Source organism: Streptomyces sp. NPDC046881, assembly GCF_040645015.1.
Taxonomy (GTDB): domain Bacteria; phylum Actinomycetota; class Actinomycetes; order Streptomycetales; family Streptomycetaceae; genus Streptomyces.
Genome location: NZ_JBEYXJ010000051.1, coordinates 24588 through 49099, shown reverse-complemented (window position 1 = coordinate 49099; position 24512 = coordinate 24588). Strand labels below are relative to the sequence as shown.

The 24512-nt window shown below is 72.2% G+C and carries 25 protein-coding genes; 7 read left to right on the top strand and 18 right to left on the bottom strand.

What is annotated here, in order from left to right; translation table 11 throughout:
• Position 1: 1 nt before the first annotated feature.
• Entirely contained in the window at positions 2-1225 is a 1224-nt protein-coding gene (locus ABZ923_RS23655) for a DUF5685 family protein (RefSeq protein ID WP_361475072.1), read from the bottom strand.
• A 266-nt stretch (positions 1226-1491) separates the two neighbouring features.
• Here ABZ923_RS23655 and ABZ923_RS23650 point away from each other — a divergent pair, with 266 nt between their 5' ends.
• Positions 1492-1929: a cell division protein SepF gene (locus ABZ923_RS23650; protein WP_361475070.1), complete on the top strand. Its 438-nt coding sequence runs from the start codon at positions 1492-1494 to the stop codon at positions 1927-1929.
• 37 nt (positions 1930-1966) lie between these two features.
• On the opposite strand, the gene ABZ923_RS23645 is transcribed toward ABZ923_RS23650, so the two are convergent.
• Both ABZ923_RS23645 and ABZ923_RS23640 read right to left on the bottom strand, forming a co-directional pair.
• The gene (locus ABZ923_RS23645) at positions 1967-3157 is read right to left on the bottom strand and encodes an acyl-CoA dehydrogenase family protein (RefSeq protein ID WP_361475068.1); all 1191 of its coding nucleotides are present in this window, start codon (positions 3155-3157) and stop codon (positions 1967-1969) included.
• A 100-nt stretch (positions 3158-3257) separates the two neighbouring features.
• Positions 3258-4883, bottom strand: a complete 1626-nt coding sequence (locus ABZ923_RS23640) for an MFS transporter (RefSeq protein ID WP_361475066.1) — start codon at positions 4881-4883, stop codon at positions 3258-3260.
• A 260-nt stretch (positions 4884-5143) separates the two neighbouring features.
• Here ABZ923_RS23640 and ABZ923_RS23635 point away from each other — a divergent pair, with 260 nt between their 5' ends.
• Complete coding sequence (locus ABZ923_RS23635) at positions 5144-6328, top strand: glycosyltransferase family 39 protein (protein WP_361475064.1); 1185 nt, start codon at positions 5144-5146, stop codon at positions 6326-6328.
• 237 nt (positions 6329-6565) lie between these two features.
• Positions 6566-7609 (top strand): phosphatase PAP2 family protein, encoded by a 1044-nt coding sequence (locus ABZ923_RS23630; protein WP_361475062.1) that lies wholly within the window; start codon positions 6566-6568, stop codon positions 7607-7609.
• A gap of 118 nt (positions 7610-7727) precedes the next feature.
• Here ABZ923_RS23630 and ABZ923_RS23625 read toward each other — a convergent pair whose 3' ends face one another.
• Both ABZ923_RS23625 and ABZ923_RS23620 read right to left on the bottom strand, forming a co-directional pair.
• Complete coding sequence (locus ABZ923_RS23625) at positions 7728-7943, bottom strand: I78 family peptidase inhibitor (protein WP_361475060.1); 216 nt, start codon at positions 7941-7943, stop codon at positions 7728-7730.
• Positions 7944-8335: 392 nt separating this feature from the next.
• The gene (locus ABZ923_RS23620) at positions 8336-9031 is read right to left on the bottom strand and encodes a transglycosylase family protein (RefSeq protein WP_361475058.1); all 696 of its coding nucleotides are present in this window, start codon (positions 9029-9031) and stop codon (positions 8336-8338) included.
• A gap of 544 nt (positions 9032-9575) precedes the next feature.
• On the opposite strand from ABZ923_RS23620, the gene ABZ923_RS23615 reads away from it, so the two are divergent.
• Together ABZ923_RS23615 and ABZ923_RS23610 are read left to right on the top strand one after the other, a co-directional pair.
• Positions 9576-10367 carry a hypothetical protein gene (locus ABZ923_RS23615; RefSeq protein ID WP_361475056.1) on the top strand — a complete coding sequence of 264 codons (792 nt, stop codon included), beginning with the start codon at positions 9576-9578 and terminating at the stop codon, positions 10365-10367.
• Between the two features lie 88 nt (positions 10368-10455).
• The gene (locus tag ABZ923_RS23610; protein WP_361475054.1) at positions 10456-10851 is read left to right on the top strand and encodes a hypothetical protein; all 396 of its coding nucleotides are present in this window, start codon (positions 10456-10458) and stop codon (positions 10849-10851) included.
• A gap of 64 nt (positions 10852-10915) precedes the next feature.
• Here ABZ923_RS23610 and der read toward each other — a convergent pair whose 3' ends face one another.
• The 5 genes from der to aroH all read right to left on the bottom strand — a co-directional run bounded on the left by der (position 10916) and on the right by aroH (position 15371).
• Positions 10916-12397 carry a ribosome biogenesis GTPase Der gene (gene der, locus ABZ923_RS23605; protein ID WP_361475052.1) on the bottom strand — a complete coding sequence of 494 codons (1482 nt, stop codon included), beginning with the start codon at positions 12395-12397 and terminating at the stop codon, positions 10916-10918.
• Between the two features lie 67 nt (positions 12398-12464).
• Positions 12465-13130 (bottom strand): lysophospholipid acyltransferase family protein, encoded by a 666-nt coding sequence (locus ABZ923_RS23600; protein WP_361475050.1) that lies wholly within the window; start codon positions 13128-13130, stop codon positions 12465-12467.
• Positions 13127-13822, bottom strand: a complete 696-nt coding sequence (gene cmk, locus ABZ923_RS23595; RefSeq protein WP_361475048.1) for a (d)CMP kinase — start codon at positions 13820-13822, stop codon at positions 13127-13129. Before cmk ends, ABZ923_RS23600 begins: the two co-directional genes overlap by 4 nt.
• Positions 13823-13926: 104 nt before the next feature.
• Complete coding sequence (locus ABZ923_RS23590; protein ID WP_361475046.1) at positions 13927-15012, bottom strand: prephenate dehydrogenase; 1086 nt, start codon at positions 15010-15012, stop codon at positions 13927-13929.
• Entirely contained in the window at positions 15009-15371 is a 363-nt protein-coding gene (gene aroH, locus ABZ923_RS23585; protein ID WP_361475044.1) for a chorismate mutase, read from the bottom strand. Before aroH ends, ABZ923_RS23590 begins: the two co-directional genes overlap by 4 nt.
• 148 nt (positions 15372-15519) lie before the next feature.
• On the opposite strand from aroH, the gene ABZ923_RS23580 reads away from it, so the two are divergent.
• Together ABZ923_RS23580 and ABZ923_RS23575 are read left to right on the top strand one after the other, a co-directional pair.
• Positions 15520-15978, top strand: coding sequence for a Rieske (2Fe-2S) protein (locus ABZ923_RS23580; protein WP_361475042.1), 459 nt, complete (start codon positions 15520-15522; stop codon positions 15976-15978).
• Between the two features lie 22 nt (positions 15979-16000).
• Positions 16001-16756: a nucleotidyltransferase domain-containing protein gene (locus ABZ923_RS23575; RefSeq protein ID WP_361475040.1), complete on the top strand. Its 756-nt coding sequence runs from the start codon at positions 16001-16003 to the stop codon at positions 16754-16756.
• Here the strand turns inward: ABZ923_RS23575 and ABZ923_RS23570 are convergent.
• From ABZ923_RS23570 to ald, 8 genes are all read right to left on the bottom strand, one after another.
• Positions 16682-17431 (bottom strand): nucleotidyltransferase domain-containing protein, encoded by a 750-nt coding sequence (locus ABZ923_RS23570; RefSeq protein WP_361475038.1) that lies wholly within the window; start codon positions 17429-17431, stop codon positions 16682-16684. The genes ABZ923_RS23575 and ABZ923_RS23570 overlap by 75 nt on opposite strands.
• Before the next feature lie 4 nt (positions 17432-17435).
• Complete coding sequence (locus tag ABZ923_RS23565) at positions 17436-18443, bottom strand: ADP-ribosylglycohydrolase family protein (protein WP_361475036.1); 1008 nt, start codon at positions 18441-18443, stop codon at positions 17436-17438.
• A gap of 66 nt (positions 18444-18509) precedes the next feature.
• On the bottom strand, positions 18510-19571 hold the full coding sequence (locus ABZ923_RS23560) for a pseudouridine synthase (RefSeq protein WP_361475034.1): 1062 nt from the start codon (positions 19569-19571) through the stop codon (positions 18510-18512).
• A gap of 13 nt (positions 19572-19584) precedes the next feature.
• A complete protein-coding gene (gene scpB / locus ABZ923_RS23555; RefSeq protein ID WP_030347371.1) occupies positions 19585-20202 on the bottom strand; it encodes an SMC-Scp complex subunit ScpB in 618 nt (205 codons plus the stop codon).
• Positions 20199-21299 carry a segregation/condensation protein A gene (locus ABZ923_RS23550; RefSeq protein WP_361475032.1) on the bottom strand — a complete coding sequence of 367 codons (1101 nt, stop codon included), beginning with the start codon at positions 21297-21299 and terminating at the stop codon, positions 20199-20201. The genes scpB and ABZ923_RS23550 overlap by 4 nt, the downstream gene beginning before the upstream one ends.
• An 18-nt stretch (positions 21300-21317) precedes the next feature.
• Positions 21318-21866, bottom strand: a complete 549-nt coding sequence (locus ABZ923_RS23545) for a hypothetical protein (RefSeq protein WP_361475030.1) — start codon at positions 21864-21866, stop codon at positions 21318-21320.
• The gene (locus tag ABZ923_RS23540) at positions 21851-22984 is read right to left on the bottom strand and encodes a ParA family protein (RefSeq protein WP_078894615.1); all 1134 of its coding nucleotides are present in this window, start codon (positions 22982-22984) and stop codon (positions 21851-21853) included. Before ABZ923_RS23540 ends, ABZ923_RS23545 begins: the two co-directional genes overlap by 16 nt.
• 379 nt (positions 22985-23363) lie before the next feature.
• On the bottom strand, positions 23364-24479 hold the full coding sequence (ald, locus tag ABZ923_RS23535; RefSeq protein WP_361475094.1) for an alanine dehydrogenase: 1116 nt from the start codon (positions 24477-24479) through the stop codon (positions 23364-23366).
• Between the last annotated feature and the right edge of the window lie 33 nt (positions 24480-24512).

Below are 24512 nucleotides of genomic sequence, written 5' to 3'. Positions count from 1 at the left end.
ATCAACCGTCGCAGGGGCAGCAGCAATCGCAGCCGTCGCAGCCCCCGGGGCAGGAACAGTCGCACCACTCACAGCAGCCGTTGCGCCTCTTCCGGGACCACGGTCCCTCGTATTCCTCGGCGCAGCACATCCTGCACGTGCAGAACAGCGCGAAGAACATCCCGCAGCCCGCCCAGAAACCACGTCTGCCCTTGGCGGGCTCGGGCCCGGAACCGCCCCCGGACCCGCCGCCGAAACCGCCGCCCCCACCGGCGGGTCCGCCACCGGCGTACGGATGGCCGCCCCCCGGATAGGGGGCGGCGGGGCCGTACGCGTGCCCTCCGGCGTACGGCCCCTGCGGCGCCCCGTGCTGATGGGAGGCGCACAGCGGTGCCGTGCCGAAGGCGCGGTCGACCGAGCGGCGCAGCTCGTGGACGAGGAGGAGGTGGACGAGTCCGCCGTCGCGGAACTCGGCCTCCCGCAGGGCGAGCCGGATGCCGTGCAGGGCGTCGTCGGCGAGCCGGCGGGCCTCGGTGAGGGGCGTGCCGGTGGCGGTGAGGGGGTTCCAGGCACCCGACAGGGCGTCGGCGTGCCGGTCCTCCACGGCGTCCAGGAGGTGGGCGAGCCGGCCGAAGAGCCGGCCGGCCTCCGCCAGGGGCTCGGCGTTGCCCGGCCGCCCGGCCAGCACCGCGGTGTGCGCGAAGGCCGCGGCGGTCGCGGTCTCGGTCGGCTCGGTGACCGTCAGGATCGGCGTGCCGGGACCGGCCACGGTCTCCAGGCCGAGCTGCCGGTCGACGGCGTCGACCAGGACACCGGTGTCGAAGCCGACCGCCGCCCCGCTGTGCTCCCCGGCCCGGCCCCAGCTCGCGGCGACCCGGCGCGCGGCGGCGGCGACCGGCCTGCGGGCCAGCAGTCCGTCCCGGTCGGCGACGTGGTCGCGCACCTTCGCGGCGGCGAGCACCAGCGAGACGGCCGCGGCGAGCCGCGCGCCCTCACCCTGGGCGACGGACGCGGTGCGCATGCCACGCAGCGCACACGGGCCGGCCGTCCGGCGGCCACCGTCCACCGAGCCGGTCTGAGCCTCTGTCAGAACCGATATGAGGAGTCCGTCATAGTTCGTCACGACACGTGCGAACTGACCGTGGTCCCGGCGCAGGGCCAGACACAGCCCGCACAGGTGTGCCGTCCAGTCGGCTCTCAGCTGCTCACCGAGCCGGTGGGCACACGGCCTGACGATTCCGAACACAACATCCCCCGTACTGTGATACGACGTTGGCGTTCACCCGTACGCACCGCGCGTCACCCGTCCGCCGCAGACAATCATATTTCACTCTCAGTCAGCAGCCGTATGAGTCTCGCCCCTTGGGGCACAAGGACTCTCGACGGATCTGCTGTGCACCAGTACCGTCACAAACCCCCCGCGCGGCGTCTATCCACTTGGCGAGGCGTCCGCATCATGGATGACCATAGGGATGCGGAAAGCAAGAAAGACCGCTGTGAGAGGAGGCGTCCATGGGATCGGTACGCAAGGCGAGTGCGTGGCTCGGCCTCGTCGACGACAACGATGACGAGCGCTACTACGACGACGACTACTCCGAGGGCACCGAGTCCGGGGACGCCTGGGTCACCGACCCGCGGGTGAAGGTGGCCACGGACACCGCCGAGGAGAAGGGACGCCGGATCGGCACGGTCACCCCGGACAGCTTCCGGGACGCCCGCGCCATCGGCGAGCTGTTCCGGGAGGGTGTCCCGGTCATCATGAACCTCACCAACATGGAGCCCGGCGACGCCAAGCGGGTCGTGGACTTCGCGGCGGGGCTCATCTTCGGTCTGCGCGGCTCGATCGACCGGGTCTCGAACCGGGTGTTCCTGCTCACCCCGGCCGACACGGAGATCATCAGCGGTGAGGCGTCCGCCCACCGCTCGGACGGCTTCTTCAACCAGAGCTGAGGCAGGGCCGCGCACCGGCCCCGCCCCGCACCGGGCCTCACCGGAAGGCGTCGAGCCCGGTGAGCGCCTTGCCCAGCACGAGCTGGTGCATCTCGACGGTGCCCTCGTAGGTGAGCACCGATTCCAGGTTGGTCGCGTGCCGCATCACCGGGTACTCCAGGGAGATCCCGTTGGCACCGAGGATCGTCCGCGCCGTACGGCAGATCTCGATCGCCTCGCGGACGTTGTTGAGCTTGCCGAAGCTGACCTGCTCGGGACGCAGGCGGCCGGCGTCCATCCGCCGCCCCAGGTGGTGGGCGAGCAGAATCCCCTTGTGCAGCTCCACCGCCATGTCGGCGAGCTTGGCCTGGGTGAGCTGGAAGCCGCCGATGGGCCGCCCGAACTGCTCCCGTGACTTCGCGTAGTCGAGGGCCGCCTCGAAGCTGCTGCGCGCCGCGCCCATCGCACCCCAGACGATGCCGTAGCGGGCGTGCGAGAGACAGCTGAGCGGTCCGCGCAGCCCGGTGACCTCCGGCAGCACGGCCGTGGCGGGCAGGCGTACGTCGTCCAGGACGAGTTCGCTGGTGACGGAGGCGCGCAGGGACCACTTGTGTTTGATCTCCGGCGCGGAGAAGCCGGGGGTGTCGGTGGGGACGACGAAGCCGCGGATGCCCTCCTCGGTCTGCGCCCAGACGACGGCCACCCCGGCGACCGAACCGTTGGTGATCCACATCTTGCGGCCGTTGAGCACCCAGTCGTCGCCGTCGCGCTTGGCGTGGGTGCGCATGGCGGCGGGGTCGGAGCCGTGGTCGGGCTCGGTCAGCCCGAAGCAGCCGATGACCTCGCCGGCGGCCATGCGCGGCAGCCACTGGAGCTTCTGCTCCTCGCTGCCGAACCGGTGGATGGCGTACATCGCCAGGGAGCCCTGCACCGAGACCAGCGAGCGGATGCCGGAGTCGGCCGCCTCCAGCTCCAGGCAGGCCAGGCCGTACTGCACGGCGCTCGCGCCGGCGCAGCCGTACCCGGTGAGCGACATGCCGAGCGCGCCGATCGCCCCCAGTTCACGCGCGAGGTCCCGGATGCCGGGCAGCTCGCCCTTCTCGTACCAGTCGGCGATGTGGGGCAGCACACGATCGGCGGCCCAGCTGCGGACGGTGTCCCGGACCGCCAGGTCCTCCGGCTCCAGCAGGTCGTCGATCCCCAGCGGGTCGGCGGCATCGAACGGGGGCAGCTTCGCGGACGCGGACATGGAACACCCTCCGGGACACGGGACGTCGATAAAACTAGCAGCGCTAGTTACGGCTTCCCGGCCGACGTTACGGTGCCGGGTCCCGCACGTCCAGAGGAGGTCAGGCGGAGACCCGCGGCTTCCCGGCCGCCGCCTCCGCCTCCCGCGGCGCCGGCAGCCCCACCTCGGCCCCGGCCGGCTCCTCCCCGCACTGCATGATCCGCGGCAGCCGCAGCGCCATCACCGCGCCCAGCAGCAACAGCCCCGCACTCACCAGCAGGGTCACGTGCAGTCCGTGCACGAAGGAGTCCCGCGCCGCCCGGCGCAGTGCGTCCCCGGCGGTTCCGCCGAGCCGGCCGGCGACCTCGTAGGCCTCGCCGAGCGAGTGGCCCGCCGCGTCCGACGCGCCCCGCGGCACGCCCGGCACCGAGCGCAGTCCCGGCGTGTAGGCCGCGTTCATCACGCTGCCCAGCAGCGCGATGCCGATACCGGCGCCGAGCTGGTACGACGTCTCGCCGATCGCCGCCGCGCCGCCGGCCTGCTCGGCCGGGGCCTCGCTCAGCATCGACTCGTAGGCGCCGAACAGCGTGGTCTCCAGACCGAAGCCCAGCAGCACGAAGCCGGACAGCAGCAGCGTCGGGTTGTCGGTGCCGCCCATGGCCGTGAGCGTCAGCACCGCGGCGGCCGTCAGGCAGAAGCCGAAGCACACCATCCGGCGCGGCCCGAACCGGCGCAGCATACGGGCGCCCGCCAGGCCCGCCGCCATGGCCGCGAGGGTCAGGGGCAGCAGCCGCAGGCCGGTCTCCAGCGGGGACAGGCCGAGCACCAGTTGCAGGTACTGGGCGGCGATCAGCTCCAGGCCGACCAGCGCCAGCATGGCGAGCACGATGCAGCCCACCGAGGTGCTGAACGCGGGCCGCCGGAACGTGCGCAGGTCCACCAGCGGATGCGGGTGCCGGCGCTGGCGCCGGACGAAGAGGAAGAGGAGGGCCGCGCCGACCAGCAGCGGCAGCACGGTGAAGGGGCTCATCCCCGTCTCGCCGCCGCCGAGCCGCTTCACCCCGAGGACCACGCCGAACAGCCCGGCCGCCGCCATCAGCGCGCCGGTCACGTCCCAGGGGCCTTCGCCGTCGCCCCGGGACTCGGGCAGCAGGGCCCGGCCCACCGGCAGGCTGACCAGCATCAGCGGGATGTTGACCAGGAAGACCGCGCCCCACCAGAAGTGCTCCAGCAGGAATCCGCCGAGCAGCGGTCCGACCGCCGCGCCGACCGCGGCGACCGCGCTCCAGATGCCGATGGCGAGGGCGCGCTCGCGCCGGTCCGGGAAGACCTGGCGGAGGATCGACAGGGTCGCGGGCATGATCATGGCGCCGCCGACGCCGAGCAGCGCGCGGGCCAGGATGAGCGTCTCGGCGGTCTGCGCGAACGCGGCCACGGCGGAGGCGACGCCGAAGAGGCCGTAGCCGAGCAGCAGGACGCGTCTGCGGCCGACCCGGTCGCCGAGGGTGCCGAAGAGAATCAGCAGCGAGGCGCAGACCAGCGGATAGACGTCGACGATCCAGAGCAGTTCCACGGCGCCCGGCTTGAGGTCCTCGGTGACGGCGGGGACCGCCACGTGCAGCACGGTCGCGTCGAGGGCGACGAGCAGCAGGCTGGCGCAGAGGACGACGAGGACGATCCACCGGTTGGCACCGGCCCCGGCCGCCCGACGGTGCTGCCGGACGGCAGCCGTGGTCGTCCCGGACATGTACGTACCTCCCAGATGATCCCTCGCGTGGGGCGGACCGACGGGGTGGGGACTCCCTGTCGTACGGCCGGAGAGGAGCGGTGTCTCCGGCCCGCGCGAACCCACGCGGGTGACTCGCCAGCGTACGCGAGTTCACCCCGGGGACACGTGGCGGACCTCTCACACGTTCGACGGAACCCGTGTGGCGTACGCCACGTCACCCCCTCTTGACCCCCACCCGGCGGCCGGTCCGGCGTGGCGGGCGGTCGATAATCGAGCCCGTGACCGATCTTGCGACGCGCGTGGACACCCCCCGCGCCCCTCTTCTGCGCCGAGCGGCGCCGGCCCTGCTGGGCTATGCGGCGGTCCGCGCCCTGGGGCTGCTGGTGCTGGCGGTGTGGAGCGCCGCGCGCGGCAGGAGCGCGTACACCCTGCTGACCGCCCGCTGGGACTCCCTCTGGTACACGCGGGTCGCCGAGCTGGGCTACGGCTACGAGGTGCGGCTGCCGAACGGGGACGTCCACTCCAATCTCGCGTTCTTCCCGCTGCTGCCGTGGCTGGAGCGGCTGGGGCACGCGCTCACGCCGCTGTCGTACGCGGACGCCGGGTTCGTGGTGAGCCTGCTGGCCTCGGCGGCCGCCGCGGCCGGGATCTTCGCGGTCGCGGACCGGGTGTACGGGCCGCGGGTCGGGCTGTGCGCGGTGCTGCTGTGGGCGGTGCTGCCGGTCGGGATCGTGCAGTCGATGGCGTACAGCGAGTCGCTGTTCACCGCGCTGGCGGCCTGGTCGCTGTACGCGGTGCTGACCGGGCGGTGGGTGAGCGCGGGCGCGCTGGCGGCGCTGGCGGGGCTGACCCGGCCGGTGGGGCTCGCGGTGGTCGCCGCGGTGTGGACGGCGGGCGTGGTCTCGTTCGTGCGAGAGCGCGGCACGCTGCACACGCCGGGCGCACACCACCGTGAACGCACCCCTGTCCGGCGCCGTGCGCTCGGCATGCTGCTCGCTCCGCTCGGTGCCGCCGGGTACGTCCTCTGGGTCGGCCACCGCACCGGCCGGGGCCCGCTCGGCTATCTGGACGTCCAGGCCGGGTGGCGCAACGGGTTCGACGGCGGCTACGCCTTCGCCCGCTTCGTGGCCGACAAGTTCACGTCATTTCCGTCCGCCCTCGCCGGCCTCGGCCTGATCGCCGGGGTGGCCCTGCTGATCTGGCTGTACGTCACCGGGGTCCGCGGGCGCCAGCCGGTCGCCCTGCTGGTGTACACGGGGGTCGTGCTCGCTCTCGCCCTGTGCGCGTCAAGCTACTTCGGCTCCAAGCCGCGGCTGCTGATGCCCGCCTTCCCGGTGCTGCTGCCGCTCGCCGGTGCCCTGGCCCGGCTGCGCGCCTCCCGATCGGCGCTGGTCATCGCCGGGTTGGCGGTCGTGGCGGCGGTCTACGGGGCGTTCTGGCTGAACGGCTCCGGCCCACCGTGATCCACTCGGCCGGCCGATGACACCCCGGAAAATTCCGCGCCAGGACCGGGTTAACGCATTCATAAGCGCTATATAAACAACACCCGGCATGATCAAAGGAATTGGCCCGATCGGTCTCCTCGGATTGCGGAATCCCGGGAATTCGGGCCGCCCTTGAGACGTTTCCCACATCACATCGTCATCACAAAGCCGCTGTTTCGACCGGGAACACCGCTCACTCGCTGTAACGTCGATTGGGTGCGTACCGAACGAAACCTCACCCGGCGTCTGGACCGGGTGTTCGCCAGACTGGACCGTGAGCCGGAACGACCGGCCCACATCGATGTGCCGAGGATGAGCCGGCACCGGGTCGTCCTGTTCTCGGCGACCCTGGCTTTCTACCTGGCGATCGTGTGGGCCGTGGTGACCACCTCCTGGCTGGTCCGGCTGGACTGGCAGGTCATGTTCTTCCGGCCGTACCAGCAGTGGCCGGAGATCCACGCGTTCCTCGACTACTACGTGGTGCTGGGCCAGCGCGGCCCCACCGCCGTGATGGTCGCGGCCTGGCTCGGCTGGCGCTCCTGGCGGCAGCACACCCTCCGCCCGCTGCTCACCCTGGCCGCCTCGCTGCTGCTGCTGAACATCACGGTCGGCGCCGCCAAGATCGGCATGGGCCGGCTCGGTCCGCACTACGCCACCGTGATCGGCTCGAACGAGATGGGCCTGGGCGGCGATATATTCCCCAGCGGCCACACCGCCAACGCGGTGGTGACCTGGGGAATCCTGGCGTACCTGGCCTCCAGCCCGAGAGCGCGCCGCTGGCTGTCGGCCCTCTCCGCGGTCACCTCGCTCGGCGTCGGCCTCACCACCGTCTACCTCGGTACGCACTGGCTGAGCGACGTGCTGCTGGGCTGGGCCGCGGGCCTGCTGATCCTGCTCGCGCTGCCCTGGTTCGAGCCGCTGGTCACCAGGGCGGAGATGTGGCTCTTCGACCTGCGCGACCGCTGGCGCACACGCCGTGGTCTGCCCGCGCCCGAACCGGCCGTCCCGGTCCGGCCGGTGCTGCTCAAGACCCGCGGCGCGCCGGCCGGGCAGCCGGTGCCGGCCCGCGAGCCGGTCTCCCCGACCCGGGCCTCCCGGGGCCTGGCGCACCTGGCGCCGGGACCGCACACGACCCGTTCGGAGCGGACCCCGGTCACCCCGGCGGGCAGCCGCCGCCCGCCGCACGCCGACCGCCTCGCGCACACCGACCGCCTCCCGCGCGGCACGTCCCAGTCGGCCCGCCCCCTGACCGGCGGCTGACGAAGGAAACGGCAGCGGGTCCCGGTACGCACCACCACCCCGCGCCACGGCGAAGGCCCCGCTCCAGTAAGAGGAGCGGGGCCTTCGCCGTACGCGCGTCCGGGCCGCGCGGGGGGGGTCAGCCTTTCCAGGCGCGGGCCACCCGGCCGTCCCGCACCTCGAAGTTCAGCCGTCCGGCCCGGTACTCCATGGTGATGATCGCGTCCGGCGGCAGGGACCGCACCGTCGACCAGCCGCGCTGCCGAGCGAGCCGCTGGGCGTGCGCGGCGTCGAGGCCGACGTACCCGTCCGGACTGTCCTGGGGCTCCGCTGGCGGAGTGGGAATCGGTGCCATGCGGCCACGCTAGTCCCGCACGTCCGGGTAAGAGAAGGGTCAGTCCCCCGTCACACTTCTGTCACAGCCTGCGGGCCCGCGCTTTGCTCGAACTCCGTCACACGTACGGGGGTTTCCGTTCGTCTTACCGGGGTAATCGAACAGAATTCTCGCGTGTCGGAGAGGCGTTCCGAATTCGCCGGGGTAAAGCGCCGCGATCGGTGTTGGGGGCGGACCCGGACGCGATTCGCCGGGCAATCCGTCGCGTCGGCGCACCGGCTGACGGCACATAGGAATTTCACCGATTCAGCACATAATCGCCGGCTACCCCTGCCCGGGCTCACGGCGCCCGGAACGCGGACAGCCGCCGTCCCCGCCGGGACGGCGACTGTCGGACGCGCCGGGTCCGGCGCTCAGATCGCGAGGCGCTGGCCGGGCACGATCAGATCGGGGTCGTCGCCGATGACGGCCTTGTTGGCGGCGTAGATCCGCTGCCAGGTGGTTCCGTGCCGGGCGGCGATGATGCTCAGGGTGTCGCCCTCGCGGACGGTGTAGTCACCGTGCGAGGCCGCGCGCCCGGGGGTGGCCGCCGGGCGTTCCGGCGCCTTCGCCGGGGCGGACCGCACGGGGGCTGACCGCGTCGTCGCGCCGCCGCGGGAGGCCGCCGTTCCGGAGGAGCCGCCGTGGGCGGCCGCCGGGGCGCCGCCGGAGGCCCCGGCCCGGGCCGAGCAGACCGGCCAGGCACCCCAGCCCTGGGCGCCCTGGACCTTGGTGGCGACGGCGATCTGCGCGCTCCTGGAGGCCTGGTCGGCCGTCGGGGCGTAGGCGGTGCCGCCGTACGCGCGCCAGGTCGAGGCGGAGAACTGGAGTCCGCCGTAGTAGCCGTTGCCGGTGTTGATGTGCCAGTTGCCGCCGCTCTCGCACTGGGCGATGCGGTCCCACACCCCGTTGTCCGCTGCGGTGGCGTCACCGGTCGCGGCCAGCAGCCCCAGCGGGGCCAGCAGCGCGGCTCCGGCGAGCGCGGCCGCCGTACGGCCCCTGCGGGCGCCGTCGGGACGCGCACTCTCGGGACGGGCGGTGTTGCGGGTGGTATCGGCACAATCGGACATGTAGTTCCCTCTCCACGAACCCGGGCTCCCCCGAGGCGGGGCGCGCGTCGCCGCGTAGGGCCGCGGTTCGGCGCGTCCGCCCCGTCCGTCGTGACCGGTGTCGGCGATGCGACTCTGCCTGATGCCGGCCGGCGGACGTTCCCGAGCGGTGCTCGTTGCACACGGCGGAGGAATGTAAGGAGGTCGAGCGGCCCGGATCAACCAACTCCCCGTCGGTCCAGGCCAGTTGGGTGTTACCGCAGGTATCGGCGATTTCCGGTCACCCACTACATCCGCTGATTTCCCGATTTGTCGACCACCACCCCAGGCAAACCGTGACCCACATCACCCGTACAAGTTCCTTGACCATGCGCGAAGTTGACGGAACAGGTTCGGTTCATTACGCAAAGTAACGCTGTGCGGTGGAAGGTTCGAACCGGTCCCCCTCGGGGCGTGACCCCCACCACAGGACGCCCGTTGTCTTCTTCATGAGCCCTGAGCCCCGGGGCTCATCGGCCGGGAGCCACCCGGCCGACCCCAGCACCGCATCCCGAGGGAGCCACCCGTGCCGCGCATGCTCGACGTCAGCGACGCCGTACGCGCCGAGATCGGCGACGAAGAAGCCGACCGGCTGCTCGCCGGAGAGAACGCCCCGGGCAGTTACGACTGCACGTCCTGTCGCACCCCGGGCGACTCCGAGCAGGAGCGCACCAGCACCGTCCTGTTCGTCGGCGACGAGACCGCCGTCCTCGCCTTCGCCCACGCCAGCTGCCTGCCCTCGCAGGTCGTCCAGGTGACGGAGGAACAGCTGCAGGGCGCCGTCCGGTCCATCGGCGCCGGCGCCGGCGACCTGGCCGGCGGCGAGCCGCACAGGGCCGTGCCCGAGCAGGCCGTGCTCGGTGTGACCAGCGGACTCGTCCTGATCGACAACGAGTTGCACCCGGCGCTGGTCGTCGAGCCGACCTCGCCGATCGCCCGCCCGGGCACCACCACGGCCGGCGACGACTTCCTCCCGCTCCTCATCGAGCAGGGCTTCATGCCGGTGACCGAGCTGGCGTCCGTCCCCCCGGTGCTGCACGGCTGGTCCGTCCTGCTGGCCATGGGCCAGCTGCACGCGGTGCTGCAGCCCTCGGCGAACGGGGGGCAGCCGGTGGCCTGGTGGCAGGCGCACCAGCCGCTGCAGGTGACCGACAGCTGGCGGGCCGCCGCCAACAAGCACCAGCAGGTGCTGATGTTCGCGGCGCCGGTGGGGTCGATCGGCCGTCAGCCCCGGGAGGACCTGCTGCGGGACGCGCTGGACAAGGCCGCCGCGAACGGGAAGTTGGTCGCCGTGGCGCTGCCGCTCGCCGGTACGTGACAGGCGCACCCCGGGCGGCGGCTGCGGTTCGTGACCCTCAGGGGTTGCCGGACCGCATCCCTTTGACGTTCCCGTCGTTTGGACATACGTGCACGCATACGACACTCCTCCCCGCCGGTCCTTCTCGTCCGTGCCGTCCGCCCGGGCGGCGCACGAGCCCGCCGGTGGACCGTCGGCCACGCCGATCTACGACTCGCTCTACGCGGAGTGGGTCAAGACCTTCCGCACGCTGCCGGGCGACCGCAGCGGCGAGGAGGAGCTGAGGTTCAGCGCCTTCGGGGACCTCACGGACGCCTCGGGCACGTACGGCGGCCACCGGCCGGGGTCGTTCAGCAGCTCGTACAGCGCCTACAGCGCGGGGGCCTACAGCGCCCGGCAGCAGTCGCAGTGGCAGCGGGTCGGCACGCTCGGCCGGCAGCACGAGACCGGCATGCAGTACGTCCCGGCCGCGGCCCTGCCGCCCGGACAGCGCCGGGGCGCGTGACAGGCACCCGGACGTGAAGGGCGGCCCCCGGACACCGGGGGCCGCCCTTCACGGCGTACCGCCGTTACTTCTTCTTCGCGCCGCGCTTCTCGCGCACCCGCACCGAGATGTGGATCGGGGTGCCCTCGAAGCCGAACTCCTCGCGCAGCCGGCGCTCGATGAACCGCCGGTAGCCCGCCTCGATGAAGCCGGAGGCGAAGAGCACGAACCGCGGGGGCTTGGTGCCGGCCTGGGTGCCGAACAGGATGCGCGGCTGCTTGCCGCCCCGGACGGGGTGCGGGTGGGCCGAGACCAGCTCGCCGAGGAAGGCGTTCAGGCGGCCCGTGGGGACGCGGGTCTCCCAGCCGGCCAGCGCGGTCTCGATCGCCGGGACCAGCTTCTCCATGTGCCGGCCGGTGCGCGCCGAGACGTTGACCCGGGGTGCCCAGGCGACCTGGCCCAGCTCGGTCTCGATCTCCCGCTCCAGGTAGTAGCGGCGCTCCTCGTCGAGGGTGTCCCACTTGTTGAAGGCGAGGACCAGCGCGCGGCCCGCCTCGACCGCCATGGTGACGATCCGCTGGTCCTGCACGGAGATGTTCTCGGAGGCGTCGATCAGGACGACGGCGACCTCGGCCTTCTCCACGGCGGCGGCCGTGCGCAGGGAGGCGTAGTAGTCGGCGCCCTGCTGGAGGTGGACGCGCTTGCGGATGCCCGCGGTGTCCACGAACTTCCACGTCTTGCCGCCGAGTTCGATCATCTCGTCGACCGGGTCGCGGGTGGTGCCCGCCAGCTCGTTGACGACGACGCGCTCCTCGCCGGCCACCTTGTTCAGCAGCGAGGACTTGCCGACGTTCGGGCGGCCGATCAGGGCGATGCGGCGGGGGCCGCCGATCGCGGTGCCGAAGGACTGCTCGGGGGCGTCCGGCAGGACCTCCAGGACGGCGTCGAGCATGTCGCCGGTGCCGCGGCCGTGCAGGGCCGAGACCGGGTGGGGCTCGCCGAGGCCGAGGTTCCACAGGTAGGCCGCGTCGGCCTCGCCGCTCGGGCCGTCGACCTTGTTGGCGCAGAGCACGACCGGCTTGCCGGCCTTGCGCAGCAGCCGGACGACCGCCTCGTCGGTGTCGGTGGCGCCGACCTTGGCGTCGACGACGAAGACGACCGCGTCGGCCGCCTCGATCGCGTACTCGGCCTGCGCGGCCACGGAGGCGTCGATGCCGAGGACGTCCTGCTCCCAGCCGCCGGTGTCGACGACCTTGAAGCGGCGGCCGGCCCACTCGGCCTCGTAGGTGACGCGGTCGCGGGTGACGCCCGGACGGTCCTCCACGACCGCCTCACGGCGGCCGATCATCCGGTTCACCAGGGTCGACTTGCCGACATTGGGGCGGCCGACGACGGCGAGCACGGGCAGCGGACCGTGGCCCGCCGCCTCGATGGCGCCCTCGACGTCCTCGATGTCGAAGCCCTCTTCCGCGGCGAGCTCCATGAACTCCGCGTACTCGGCGTCGCCGAGAGCCCCGTGGTCGTACTCGTGCTCAGCCGAGTCGCCGGGCTGGATGTCGTCGTTCATGAAGTCCGTACCTCGTCGTTCATTCGTGGTGATCGGTGGAAAAGCCCCGCATGGGCTGATCCACTACTCAAGTGTCGCTCTCGCGCCCGGTCAGGCGCCTGGCGTTTTCCAGGTGGCTGGTGAGCTGCTTGCGGATGCGCTCGGTCGCCTCGTCCAGCGCCTTGCGCGTCCGCCGCCCGGAACCGTCGCCCGCCTCGAACGGGTCGCCGAAGACGACGTCGATCCGGGAGCGCAGCGGGGGCAGCGCCTTGGTCAACCGTCCGGGCCGCTCGGAGCTTCCCAGGACGGCCACGGGCACGATCGGTGCCCCGCTGCGCACCGCGAAGTAGGCGAGCCCGGCGCGCAGCGAGGCGAAGTCGCCCTCGCCCCGGGTGCCCTCCGGGAAGATGCCCAGTACTCCCCCGGCTTCCAGCACGCCGAGGGCCCGGCCGATCGCGGTGCGGTCGGCGGCCGTGCGGTCCACCTTCAGCTGGCCGATGCCGGTCAGAAAGGCGTCCAGCGGGCCGACGAAGGCTTCCTTCTTGATCAGGAAGTGGGTGGGCCGGGGCGCCACCCCCATCACCATCGGTCCGTCGATGTTGTGGGAGTGGTTCACGGCGAGGATCACCGGGCCGGTGGCCGGCACCTTCCAGGCGCCGAGCACGCGCGGCTTCCACAGGCCGTACATCAGGCCGACGCCGATGCGCCGCCCGACCTCGGCACCGCGCTCCGAGGGCACGGACGGCTCGGTCACTTCCCGGCTCGCTTCTCCTCGACCAGGGTGACGACGCACTCGATGACCTGGGCGAGAGTCAGCTCGGTGGTGTCCACCTCGACCGCGTCGTCGGCCTTGGCGAGCGGCGAGGTCTTGCGGCTGGAGTCGGCCGCGTCCCGCTTGATCAGGGCCTCGCGGGTGGCGTGGAGGTCGGCGCCCTTCAGCTCGCCGCTGCGGCGGGCCGCACGGGCCTCCGGGGAAGCGGTGAGGAAGATCTTCAGGTCGGCGTCCGGGAGGACGGTCGTACCGATGTCCCGGCCCTCGACCACGATGCCCCGCTCCGCGGCGGCGGCCAGCGACCGCTGCAGCTCGGTGATCCGGGCGCGCACCTCGGGCACCGCGCTGACCGCGCTGACCTTGGAGGTGACCTCCTGGGTGCGGATCGGACCGGCGACGTCGACGCCGTCGACCGAGATGGTCGGGGCGGCCGGGTCGGTGCCGGAGACGATCTCCGGCTTGCCGGCGACGGCGGCGATGGCGGTCGGGTCCTCCAGGTCGATGCCGTTGGTCACCATCCACCAGGTGATCGCCCGGTACTGGGCACCGGTGTCCAGGTAGCTGAGGCCGAGCTGCGCGGCCACGGCCTTCGACGTGCTCGACTTGCCCGTGCCGGAGGGACCGTCGATCGCGACGATCACGGGCTTGGCGGTCGGGGCGGCGCCGTTTTCCACGGGGGGACACCTTCCTGGTGCGGTGCGGTCGGGAGGCGGGGAGCGAGAGCGCCCCGCACAAGGTTACTGGGTGCGGGTCACTCGTCCGGACGCGTGCGGCCCCGCTACTGCCGCAGCGCCCAGCCGCGCTCCCGCAGCGCGGCGGTCAGCGGCCCCGCCGCCTTCGGCTCCACGCTCAGCTGGACCAGGCCGGCCTGCTGCCCCGTGGCGTGCTCGATCCGGACGTCCTCGATGTTGACCCCGGCCCGGCCCGCGTCCGCGAAGATCCGGGCGAGCTGGCCGGGCTGGTCGTCGATGAGGACGACGACGGTCTCGTACGCGCGCGGGGCGCTGCCGTGCTTGCCGGGTACCCGCACCTGGCCCGCGTTCCCGCGGCGCAGCACGTCCTCGATGCCGGCGGTGCCCTCGCTGCGCTTCTCCTCGTCGGAGGACTGCAGGGCGCGCAGCGCCCGGACCGTCTCGTCCAGGTCGGCGGCGACGTCGGAGAGCAGGTCGGCGACCGGCCCCGGGTTCGCGGACAGGATGTCGATCCACATGCGCGGGTCGGAGGCGGCGATCCGGGTCACGTCCCGGATGCCCTGCCCGCACAGCCGTACGGCCGCCTCCTCGGCGTGCTCCAGGCGTGCGGCGACCATGCTGGACACCAGGTGGGGCATGTGGGAGACGAGGGCGACGGCGCGGTCGTGGGCGTCGGCGTCCATGACGACCGGGACGGCCCGGCAGTGCGAGACCAGTTCGAGGGCGAGGTTCAGCACCTCGGTGTCGGTGTCCCGGGTCGGGGTGAGCACCCAGGGGCGCCCCTCGAAGAGGTCGCCGGTGGCGGCCAGCGGCCCGGACTTCTCCCGGCCGGACATGGGGTGGCTGCCGATGTACGCGGTGAGGTCCAGGCCGAGCGCCTCCAGCTCGCGGCGGGGGCCGCCCTTGACGCTGGCGACGTCCAGGTAGCCGCGGGCCACGCCCCGGCGCATGGCGTCGGCGACCACCCGGGCCACGTGCGCGGGCGGGGCGGCCACAACCGCCAGGTCGACCGGGCCGTCGGGGGCCTCGTCGGTGCCGGCACCCAGCGCGGCGGCGGTGCGGGCCTGCTCGGGGTCGTGGTCGGCGAGGTGGACGGTGACCCCGCGCTGGACGAGGGCCAGGGCGGCGGAGGTGCCGATCAGGCCGGTTCCGATGACGAGTGCGGTTCTCACTGGGCGATGTCCTTGCGCAGGGCGGCCGCGGCGCCGAGGTAGACGTGGTGGATGTCGGTGCGCGGCGTGTCCGACTCGATGTGCGCGAGGATCCGTACGACCCGGGGCATGGCGCCCTCGATGTCCAGCTCCTGGGCGCAGATCAGGGGGACGTCGAGGATGCCGAGCTTGCGGGCGGCGGCGGCCGGGAAGTCGCTGTGCAGGTCGGGGGTGGCCGTGAACCAGATGCTGATCAGGTCGTCGGCGGTCAGCCCGTTGCGCTCCAGGACGGCGGTGAGCAGGGCCCCGACCCGCTCCTCCATGTGGCCGGCCTCGTCCCGCTCCAGTTGGACGGCCCCCCGGACCGCTCGTACCGCCACGGCGCTGCTCCTCGCTGACTCGCGTGTCTGGTTCTTGGTCCGTCCAGCCTAGTCAGCCCGCGCGGGGCCAGCGTGCGCCGGTCGCCCGCTGAGACGATGCGAACGTTCCGGTATCCACCGATATGCACGTCTGTTACGGAGGTCTGACATGCCCCAGCCAGCGACACGGCGGACAGTTCTCGCCACGGGCGCCGGTGCGCTCGCCCTGGGATGCGTGGGATGCGGCGGCGAGGACGGAGGCGGCACCACGGCGTCGGCCTCGTCGGCGCCGGCATCGGCATCGGTGTCCCCGGCCGGAGAGGAGGCGGCGCGCAGCGACGGGAAGGCGCTGGCGCGGACGAGCGACATCCCGGAGGGCGGCGGCAAGGTGTTCAAGAAGGAGAAGGTGGTGGTCACCCAGCCGAAGAAGGGCGATTTCAAGGCCTTCTCGGCGATCTGTACGCACCAGGGCTGCGCGGTGAACGCGGTGACGGACGGCACCATCGACTGCCCCTGCCACGGCAGCAGGTTCCGGATCGGCGACGGCTCGGTGGCCCAGGGTCCGGCGAACAGGCCGCTGCCCGCCCGCTCGATCACGGTGGAGGGAAATTCGATCCGCCTGACCTGAGGGGGCCGCGTACGCTCCAGGGATGCAGCCGCAGGACCTGGTACGCGACCACACGATCTACGCCTGCGTCATGGGCTCCCGCGCCTTCGGCCTGGCGACGGACGCCAGCGACACCGACCGGCGCGGGGTGTTCCTCGCGCCGACCGCGCTGTTCTGGCGGTTCGACAAGCCGCCGACGCACGTGGACGGGCCGGGCGAGGAGCAGTTCTCCTGGGAACTGGAACGGTTCTGCGAGCTGGCGCTGCGCGGCAACCCGAACATCCTGGAGTGCCTGCACTCCCCGCTGGTGGAGCACCTGGACGACACCGGCCGCGAGCTGCTGTCCCTGCGCGACGCCTTCCTGTCCCGGCGGACCTACGACACCTTCACCCGGTACGCCCTCGGCCAGCGCAAGAAGCTGGACGCCGACATCCGCACTACGGGCGCCCCGCGCTGGAAGCACGCGATGCACCTGCTGCGCCTGCTGATGAGCGCCCGGGACCTGCTGCGCACCGGCGAGCTGCGGATCGACGTCGGCGAGTGGCGCGGGCCCCTGCTGGCGGTGAAGCGCGGCGAGGTGCCGTGGGCGCGGGTCGAGGCCTGGATGGGCCGGCTGGCGGCCGAGTGCGAGGAGGCCCTGCGGGGCAGCCCGCTGCCGCCGGAGCCGGACCAGGCACGCGTGGCCGGCTTCCTGTACCGGGTGCGCCGGGCCTCGGCCGGCGCCTCAGCCGGCCAGGCGGAGCCGGACCACCAGGTCGTGCAGGGCGTCGTGGGCGCCGGACGCTTCGGGCAGGGCTGAACCCGCCTGCGCCTCGTCCAGCACGGCGTGCAGCCGCTCCACGTCGGCCTCGGCGCGCGCGTGGTCGATGTCGGCCCTGCCGTGCTCCCTCTCCCGCTTGGCGGCTATCAGCTCGGGCAGGTAGCCGGGCCCGCCGATCCGCTCCAGGAGCGTGGGCAGGTGGGCCTGGACCTCGCCGCTGCGCATGAGGTGGATGCCGGTGAGCAGCACGCGGAAGGTGTAGAGCAGCGGCTTGAGTTCGCCGGTCTTCTCGAACAGCCGCCACTGGGTCACCGCGAACCCGCGGTAGTGGTGGGCGTGGTGGCTGGTGAGGACACCGGGGGCCAGGGCGGCCAGCTCCCGGTGCGCCTCGGAGGTGTGCACGACCAGGGGCGAGAGCAACTGCTCCAGCACGTAGCCGTTGCGGCGGAGCATCAGCCGGACGAACTTGCGCAGGTCGTGGGTGACGAGGTCCAGCTCGACGCCGTAGCGGACCCAGGCCCGCGAGCGGGTCTCCTCCGGCTCGTGCAGTCCGACGAGCTCGGCGGCGGGGAGCAGATGGACGCCCCGCAGGTCCACGTCGGAGTCCTGCGAGGGGAAGCCGTACAGGTGGGCTCCGGAGACGGTGGCGAACAGCAGCGGGTTGGGCTGTTCCGCGACCACCGGGGTCAGGTCGATGTCGAGGTCGTCGATCATGGACCTAAGCGTCCCAGAGCGTCCCGAGGGCCAACAGGTCGCCTCGGTACTCGATCCGCCCGGCCCAGTCGGCGGGCCAGACGTCCGGGCCCAGCCAGGCGCCCGCGAAGGCGCCCGTGAGGCAGGCGATGGAGTCGGAGTCGCCGGCGGTGCAGGCGGCCCGGCGCAGCGCGGTCACCGGCTCGTCGGGGAAGAGCAGGAAGCACAGCAGCCCGGTGGCGAGGGCCTCCTCGGCGATCCAGCCCTCGCCGGTGGCCAGGCACGGGTCGTTCTCCGGGGAGACGGTCCGCACGGCCTCCTGGAGGCGGCCGAGGATCTCCAGGCACTCGTCCCAGCCGCGCGCGATGAAGTGCTCGGGGCCGGGGTCCTGGGAGCGGGTCCACAGGTCGCCGAGCCAGGTGTGGTCGTAGCGGGTGCGGTGGTCCAGGGCGTACGAGCGCAGCTGTCCGACGAGCCCGGCCGGGTCGGTGCCCCGGGCGAGCAGGTGGACGGCGTGGGCGGTCAGGTCGGAGGCGGCCAGCGCGGTGGGGTGGCCGTGGGTGAGCGCGGCCTGCAACTGGGCGGCGCCGGAGCGCTGTTCGTCGCTCAGTCCCGGGGCGAGGCCGACGGGTGCGACCCGCATGTTGGCGCCGCAGCCCTTGGAGCCGATCCGGCTGGCGTCCTGCCAGGCCCGGCCCTCGTCGGCCAGCAGGCCGCAGGCGGTCAGGCAGGTGTTGCCCGGGGCGCGGTTGTTCTCCGGCGAGCGGTACCAGTCCACGAACTCCTCGCGCAGGGGCGGCTCCAGCCGCTCCGGGGTGAGGGGCCCGCGCTCCATGGCCGTGCGCAGGGCCCGCCCGAGGGCGAGGGTCATCTGGGTGTCATCGGTCACGAAGGCCTTCCCGGGCAGCTCCATCTGCCGCCAGGGTCCGCACTTGGCGAGGATCGAGGGCACGTCGTTGAACTCGGTCGGGAAGCCCAGGGCGTCCCCGAGGGCGAGGCCGAGGAGTGCTCCGGTCGCCGGCTGCTTGGGCATATGCGCCATCCCCCTTTATCGTCACTGTGACCATAAAGGGGGATGGCGATCACCGCAAGGGCCTTTTTAGAGATCGACTTCCTTCATCAGCATGCCGACCTCGGTGTTCGACAGCCGGCGCAGCCAGCCGGACTTCTGGTCGCCGAGGGTGATCGGGCCGAAGGCGGTGCGCACCAGCTTCTCCACCGGGAAGCCCGCCTCCGCCAGCATGCGGCGGACGATGTGCTTGCGGCCCTCGTGCAGGGTCACCTCGACCAGGTAGTTCTTGCCGGTCTGCTCGACCACCCGGAAGTGGTCCGCGCGCGCGTAGCCGTCCTCCAGCTGGATGCCGTCCTTCAGGCGCTTGCCGAGGTCGCGCGGGATCGGGCCCACGATGGCCGCGAGGTACGTCTTCTTCACGCCGTACTTGGGGTGGGTCAGCCGGTGCGCCAGCTCGCCGTGGTTGGTGAGCAGGATGACACCCTCGGTCTCGGTGTCCAGCCGCCCGACGTGGAAGAGCCGGGTCTCGCGGTTGGTGACGTAGTCACCGAGGCACTGCCGGCCCTCCGGGTCCTCCATGGTGGACACCACGCCCGCGGGCTTGTTCAGCGAGAAGAACTGGTACGACTGGGTCGCGACCGTCAGGCCGTCGACCTTGACCTCGTCCTTCTCCGGGTCGACGCGCTTGCCCTGCTCGGTGACGATCTCGCCGTTCACCTCGACCCTGGCCTGGTCGATCAGCTCCTCGCAGGCCCGCCGGGAGCCGTAGCCCGCGCGCGCGAGCACCTTCTGCAGCCGCTCGCCCTCCTGCTCGGCGCCGGGGAAGGTCTTGGGCAGCTTGACGTCCTTCTTGCCCGCGTACCGCTCGCGGTTGCGCTCCTCGACCCGCGTCTCGTACTCGCGGGAGCGCGCGGGGGCCGTACGGCCGCCCTGCTGGGGCTGCCTCGGGCCGCCCTTGGCGCCGCCCCGCGCGGCACCGCCGCGCCCGGACTTGGGGCCGTCCTTGGTGGCTCCGGGGCCCACGTCGTAGCGGCGCTCCTCGGGGCGGGGCTTGCGGGGCCGTCCCTGTCCCTGCTTCTGGTCCCTGTCGTTGCCGGCACCGCGGTAGTTACCGCGCCCGCCGCTCTTGCCGCTGCCGCTGCTTCGCATCAAGGTTTCCGTCTTAGTCGTCTGCGTCCTGACCGCCGGGCGCGTCGGGCGCGTCCGGGTCGAACGACGGGACTCCCTCCTGGGTCTCGGCCTCGATCGCCTCCGCCTCGGGGAGGAAGGGCGCGAGCTCCGGAAGCTCGTCCAGGCCGCGCAGGCCCATCCGCTCCAGGAAGTAGTTCGTCGTCCTGTACAGGATCGCACCTGTTTCGGGTTCCGCGCCCGCCTCCTCGACCAGACCGCGCTGCAGCAGGGTGCGCATCACGCCGTCGCAGTTCACTCCGCGCACGGCGGAGACGCGGCTGCGGCTGACCGGCTGGCGGTAGGCGACGACCGCGAGGGTCTCCAGTGCCGCCTGGGTGAGCCGGGCGGTCTGGCCGTCCAGGACCAGCCGCTCGACGGCCGGCGCGTAGCCGGCGCGGGTGTAGAAGCGCCAGCCGCCGGCCACGAAACGCAGCTCGAAGCCCCGGCCCTGCACGGTGTACTCGTCGGCCAGCTCGCGCAGGGCGTCCGCGATCTGCCGCCGGGGCCGCTCCAGGATCCTCGCCAGGTGCTCCTCGGTCGCGGGCTCGTCCACGACCATGAGCATCGCCTCCAGGGCGGGCTTGAGGTCGAGGTCGGCGGTCTCGCTCATGCCCTCTTCTCCTTCTTCTCCTCCGCGGGCGCCTCCGGCGGCCGGTCGAACTCGTCCGTGACCAGCGGTGTCCCGTCCCCGTCCCCGCCGGTCCAGCGCACCAGCAGATCGCCGAGGGCGGTCTCCTGGTCCAGGGCGACGGCCTTCTCGCGGTACAGCTCCAGCAGCGCCAGGAACCTGGCCACGACGGTGAGGGTGTCGTCGGTGTCCTCGACCAGCACCCGGAAGCTGGCCTCGCCCAGCTCCCGCAGCCGGGCGACCACGATCCCGGCCTGCTCCTGCACGCTGACCAGCGGGGCGTGGATGTGGTCGACGTAGACCTGCGGCTTGGGCCTGGGCTGCATCGCCTTGACCGCGAGCCTGGCGAAGCCCTCGGGGCCGATGCTGATGACGACCTCGGGCAGCAGCTCGGCGTGCTCGGGTTCGAGGCCGACGGTGCGGGGGTAGCGCCGGGCCTCCTCGTCGAGCCGCTCGTTGAAGATGTCGGCGATCTGCTTGTAGGCGCGGTACTGGAGCAGCCGCGCGAACAGCAGGTCCCGGGCCTCCAGGAGGGCCAGGTCGGCCTCGTCCTCCACCTCGGCGGCGGGCAGCAGCCGGGCGGCCTTGAGGTCGAGCAGGGTGGCCGCGACGACGAGGAACTCGGTGGTCTGGTCCAGGTCCCAGTCGGGTCCCATGGCCCGGATGTGCGCCATGAACTCGTCGGTGACCTTCGACAGGGCGACCTCGGTGACGTCCAGCTTGTGCCGGGAGATCAGCTGCAGGAGCAGGTCGAAGGGGCCCTCGAAGTTCGACAGGCGGACCTTGAAGACACCGTCGGAGGGCTCCTGCGGATCCTGGGGCTGGGGCTCTTGGGGCTCTTGGAGCTGCTGGGGCTCCCGGGGCGCTTCGACCCCCGGCTCGCCCCGCGGAGCGCCGGGCTCGGTCGGTTCGGACTCGGGAGCCTCGGCGGGTTCCGGTTCGGAAACCTCGGCGGGTACCGGCTGGGGAGCCTCGGCGGGTACGGCGGCCGGCTCGGCCGGTGCGGCGCCCGGGCCTCGCCCCAGCGCACGCCGACGGCCGGCAGGTGCGCCGGGGGCAGGGGCTCCGTTCCAGGTCATAGCCCCCGCAGGCTACCGCTACCGCCCGCGCAGCCGGCGTACGAGGATGCTCGCGTCCCCGCGGGACTCCAGGTCGGCCAGGACCACGGCCACCGCCTCGCGGACGATCCGCCCGCGGTCCACCGCGAGCCCGTGCTCGCCGCGGAGCACGAGACGCGCGTGCTCCAGGTCCATCAGTTCCTCGGCCGAGACGTACACGGTGATCTTCTCGTCGTGCCGCTCGCGCCCGCTGGGCCGCCGGGTCGCCGACCGCCCGCGCTTGCGCGGCTGCGCGGCGGCAGAACCTTCCTGCGCCGCCTGCCGGCGCGCCGGGCGGGTGCGGGACTCGCCGGCGTCGGCCGGCTCGGCCTCCGCGGCCACGTGCTCCGCGCCCTCTCCGTCACCGCTCTGGACGGGCACCGACTGCGGTGCGTCCTCGGCGGCGGCCATGTCGTCGCTCTCCCCCGCGGGAGCCGGCACCCGGGCCTCACCGTTGGTCCCGCGCCGGGGCGTGGACGGCTGCAGCGCCATCCCCCCTGTCGTGCGGAACAGTTCGTCGGCCCCGGGCAGACTCACTCGGCGTGACACCGGGCGAGCACCTCCCTGGCGAGCTGGCGGTAGGCGGCGGCACCGACGGAGTTGGAGGCGTAGGTGGTGATCGGCTCACCGGCGACCGTGGTCTCCGGGAAGCGGACCGTGCGTCCGATGACCGTGTGGTAGACGTGGTCGTCGAACGCCTCGACGACCCGCGCGAGCACCTCACGGCTGTGCACGGTGCGCGAGTCGTACATCGTGGCGAGGATGCCGTCGAGCTCCAGCTCGGGGTTGAGGCGCTCCTGGACCTTCTCGATGGTCTCGGTCAGCAGCGCCACACCGCGCAGGGCGAAGAACTCGCACTCCAGCGGCACGATCACCTTGTGAGCGGCCGTCAGGGCGTTGACGGTGAGCAGGCCGAGCGAGGGCTGACAGTCGATCACGATGTAGTCGTAGTCGGGCAGCAGGGGCTTCAGCGCCCGCTGGAGCGTCGACTCGCGCGCGACCTCGGAGACCAGTTGGACCTCGGCGGCCGACAGGTCGATGTTGGAGGGCAGCAGGTCCATGTTCGGGACCGCCGTCTTCAGCAGGACCTCGTCCGCGGACATGCCCCGCTCCATGAGCAGGTTGTAGACGGTGAGGTCGAGCTCCATGGGGTTGACGCCGAGACCGACCGACAGCGCGCCCTGCGGGTCGAAGTCCACGAGCAGCACACGCCGGCCGTACTCCGCGAGCGCGGCACCCAGGTTGATGGTCGACGTCGTCTTGCCGACGCCGCCCTTCTGGTTGCACATCGCGATGATCTTCGCGGGGCCGTGGTCGGTCAGCGGGCCCGGGATCGGGAAGTACGGCAGCGGGCGGCCGGTCGGTCCGATGCGCTCACGGCGCTGGCGGGCCGCGTCGGGCGCGAGCGTGGCCGCGTACTCGGGATCGGGCTCGTACTCGGCGTCGGGGTCGTAGAAGTGCCCCTCGGGCAGTTCGTCGTAGTCGGCGAAGTGGTTGTGGGGCGCGCCACTTCCGTCGCCGGCCATGGCGTTCACGTGATGGCCATCCATGCTCTGGTGTGCTGTCCGGGCCACGTGCGGACCGGAACTCTGGTGGGCTGCGAAGGTGCGCACAGCGACGGAGCCGACAGCCTCGGATCCCGCGGGGCCCTGGCCCCGTGCAGGCATTCCTGGTTGACCACCCCCGGGAGAAAATGTCGACTCATTCACAAGTCGTCTTACCTCCTTGGTGACCAGGAAACTTCTAGACAAGGTCAGCGTGGCACCATGCCGACGGTTGGCGACTCTATGGCGTGTCGGCGGTCCGCAGCAACACAATCCGCCGGACCCGGCAGGATGTGTCGGCAATGAAACATCTCGCTGTCAAGGGCGTACGGCCGTCGCACAGCAGGTTTCACCGGTGTGCGAATCGGTCGAAGGGTTACGTTCGAGGCGAGTTGACCGAGAGCCGCAAAGTGACCATACACACATCCGGCCGGACCTTGTCGGGCAAGGTCCGGCCGGGTGCTCGCAGTTGACGAGTCGTGTTGACGAATCGCCTTTTGGGTCAGCCGAGCAGCGAGTCCAGCTCGACGTGCTCCAGGCCGTGGGCCTCGGCGACCTCCTTGTAAACGACCTTGCCGTCATGGGTGTTGAGACCCTTGGCGAGCGCGGCGTCCCGGCGCAGCGCCTCCGCCCAGCCGTTGTTGGCGAGCGAGACGATGTACGGCAGCGTGGCGTTGGTGAGGGCGTTGGTGGAGGTGTTCGGCACCGCGCCCGGCATGTTGGCGACGCAGTAGAAGACCGAGTTGTGCACGCGGAAGGTCGGCTCGGCGTGCGTGGTCGGGCGGGAGTCCTCGAAGCAGCCGCCCTGGTCGATCGCGATGTCGACAAGGACACTTCCCGGCTTCATCCGGGAGACCATCTCGTTGGTGACCAGCTTCGGGGCCTTGGCGCCCGGGATGAGGACCGCGCCGATGACGAGGTCGGCGTCGAGGACGGCCTTCTCCAGCTCGAAGGAGTTGGACATGATCGCCTTGACCTTCGTACCGAAGATCCGGTCGGCCTCGCGCAGCTTGTTGATGTCACGGTCGAGCAGGGTCACCTCGAAGCCCATGCCGACGGCGATCTGGGTGGCGTTCCAGCCGGACACACCGCCGCCGATGACGACGGCCTTGGCCGGGGTCACGCCCGGGACGCCGCCCGGCAGCACGCCACGGCCGCCGGCCGCGCGCATCAGGTGGTAGGCGCCGACCTGCGGGGCCAGCCGGCCGGCGACCTCGGACATCGGGGCGAGCAGCGGCAGGGCGCGGCTCGGCAGCTCGACGGTCTCGTAGGCGATGGCCGTGGTGCCGGACTCCAGCAGCGCGTCCGTGCACTCCTTGGACGCGGCCAGGTGCAGGTAGGTGAAGAGCGTCTGGTCCTTGCGCAGACGGTGGTACTCCTCCGCGATCGGCTCCTTGACCTTCAGCAGCAGATCGGCGGTGGCCCAGACCTCGTCCGCGGTGTCCAGGATGGCGGCACCGGCGGAGACGTACTCCTCGTCCGTGATCGAGGAGCCGAGGCCGGCGCCCCGCTCGATGACGACCTGGTGGCCGTTGCGCACCAGCTCGTGCACGCCGGCGGGGGTGATGGCCACCCGGAACTCGTTGTTCTTGACCTCGCGGGGGATGCCGACCTTCACGTCGATCACGGTCCTTGGCTCAGAGGGTATGGG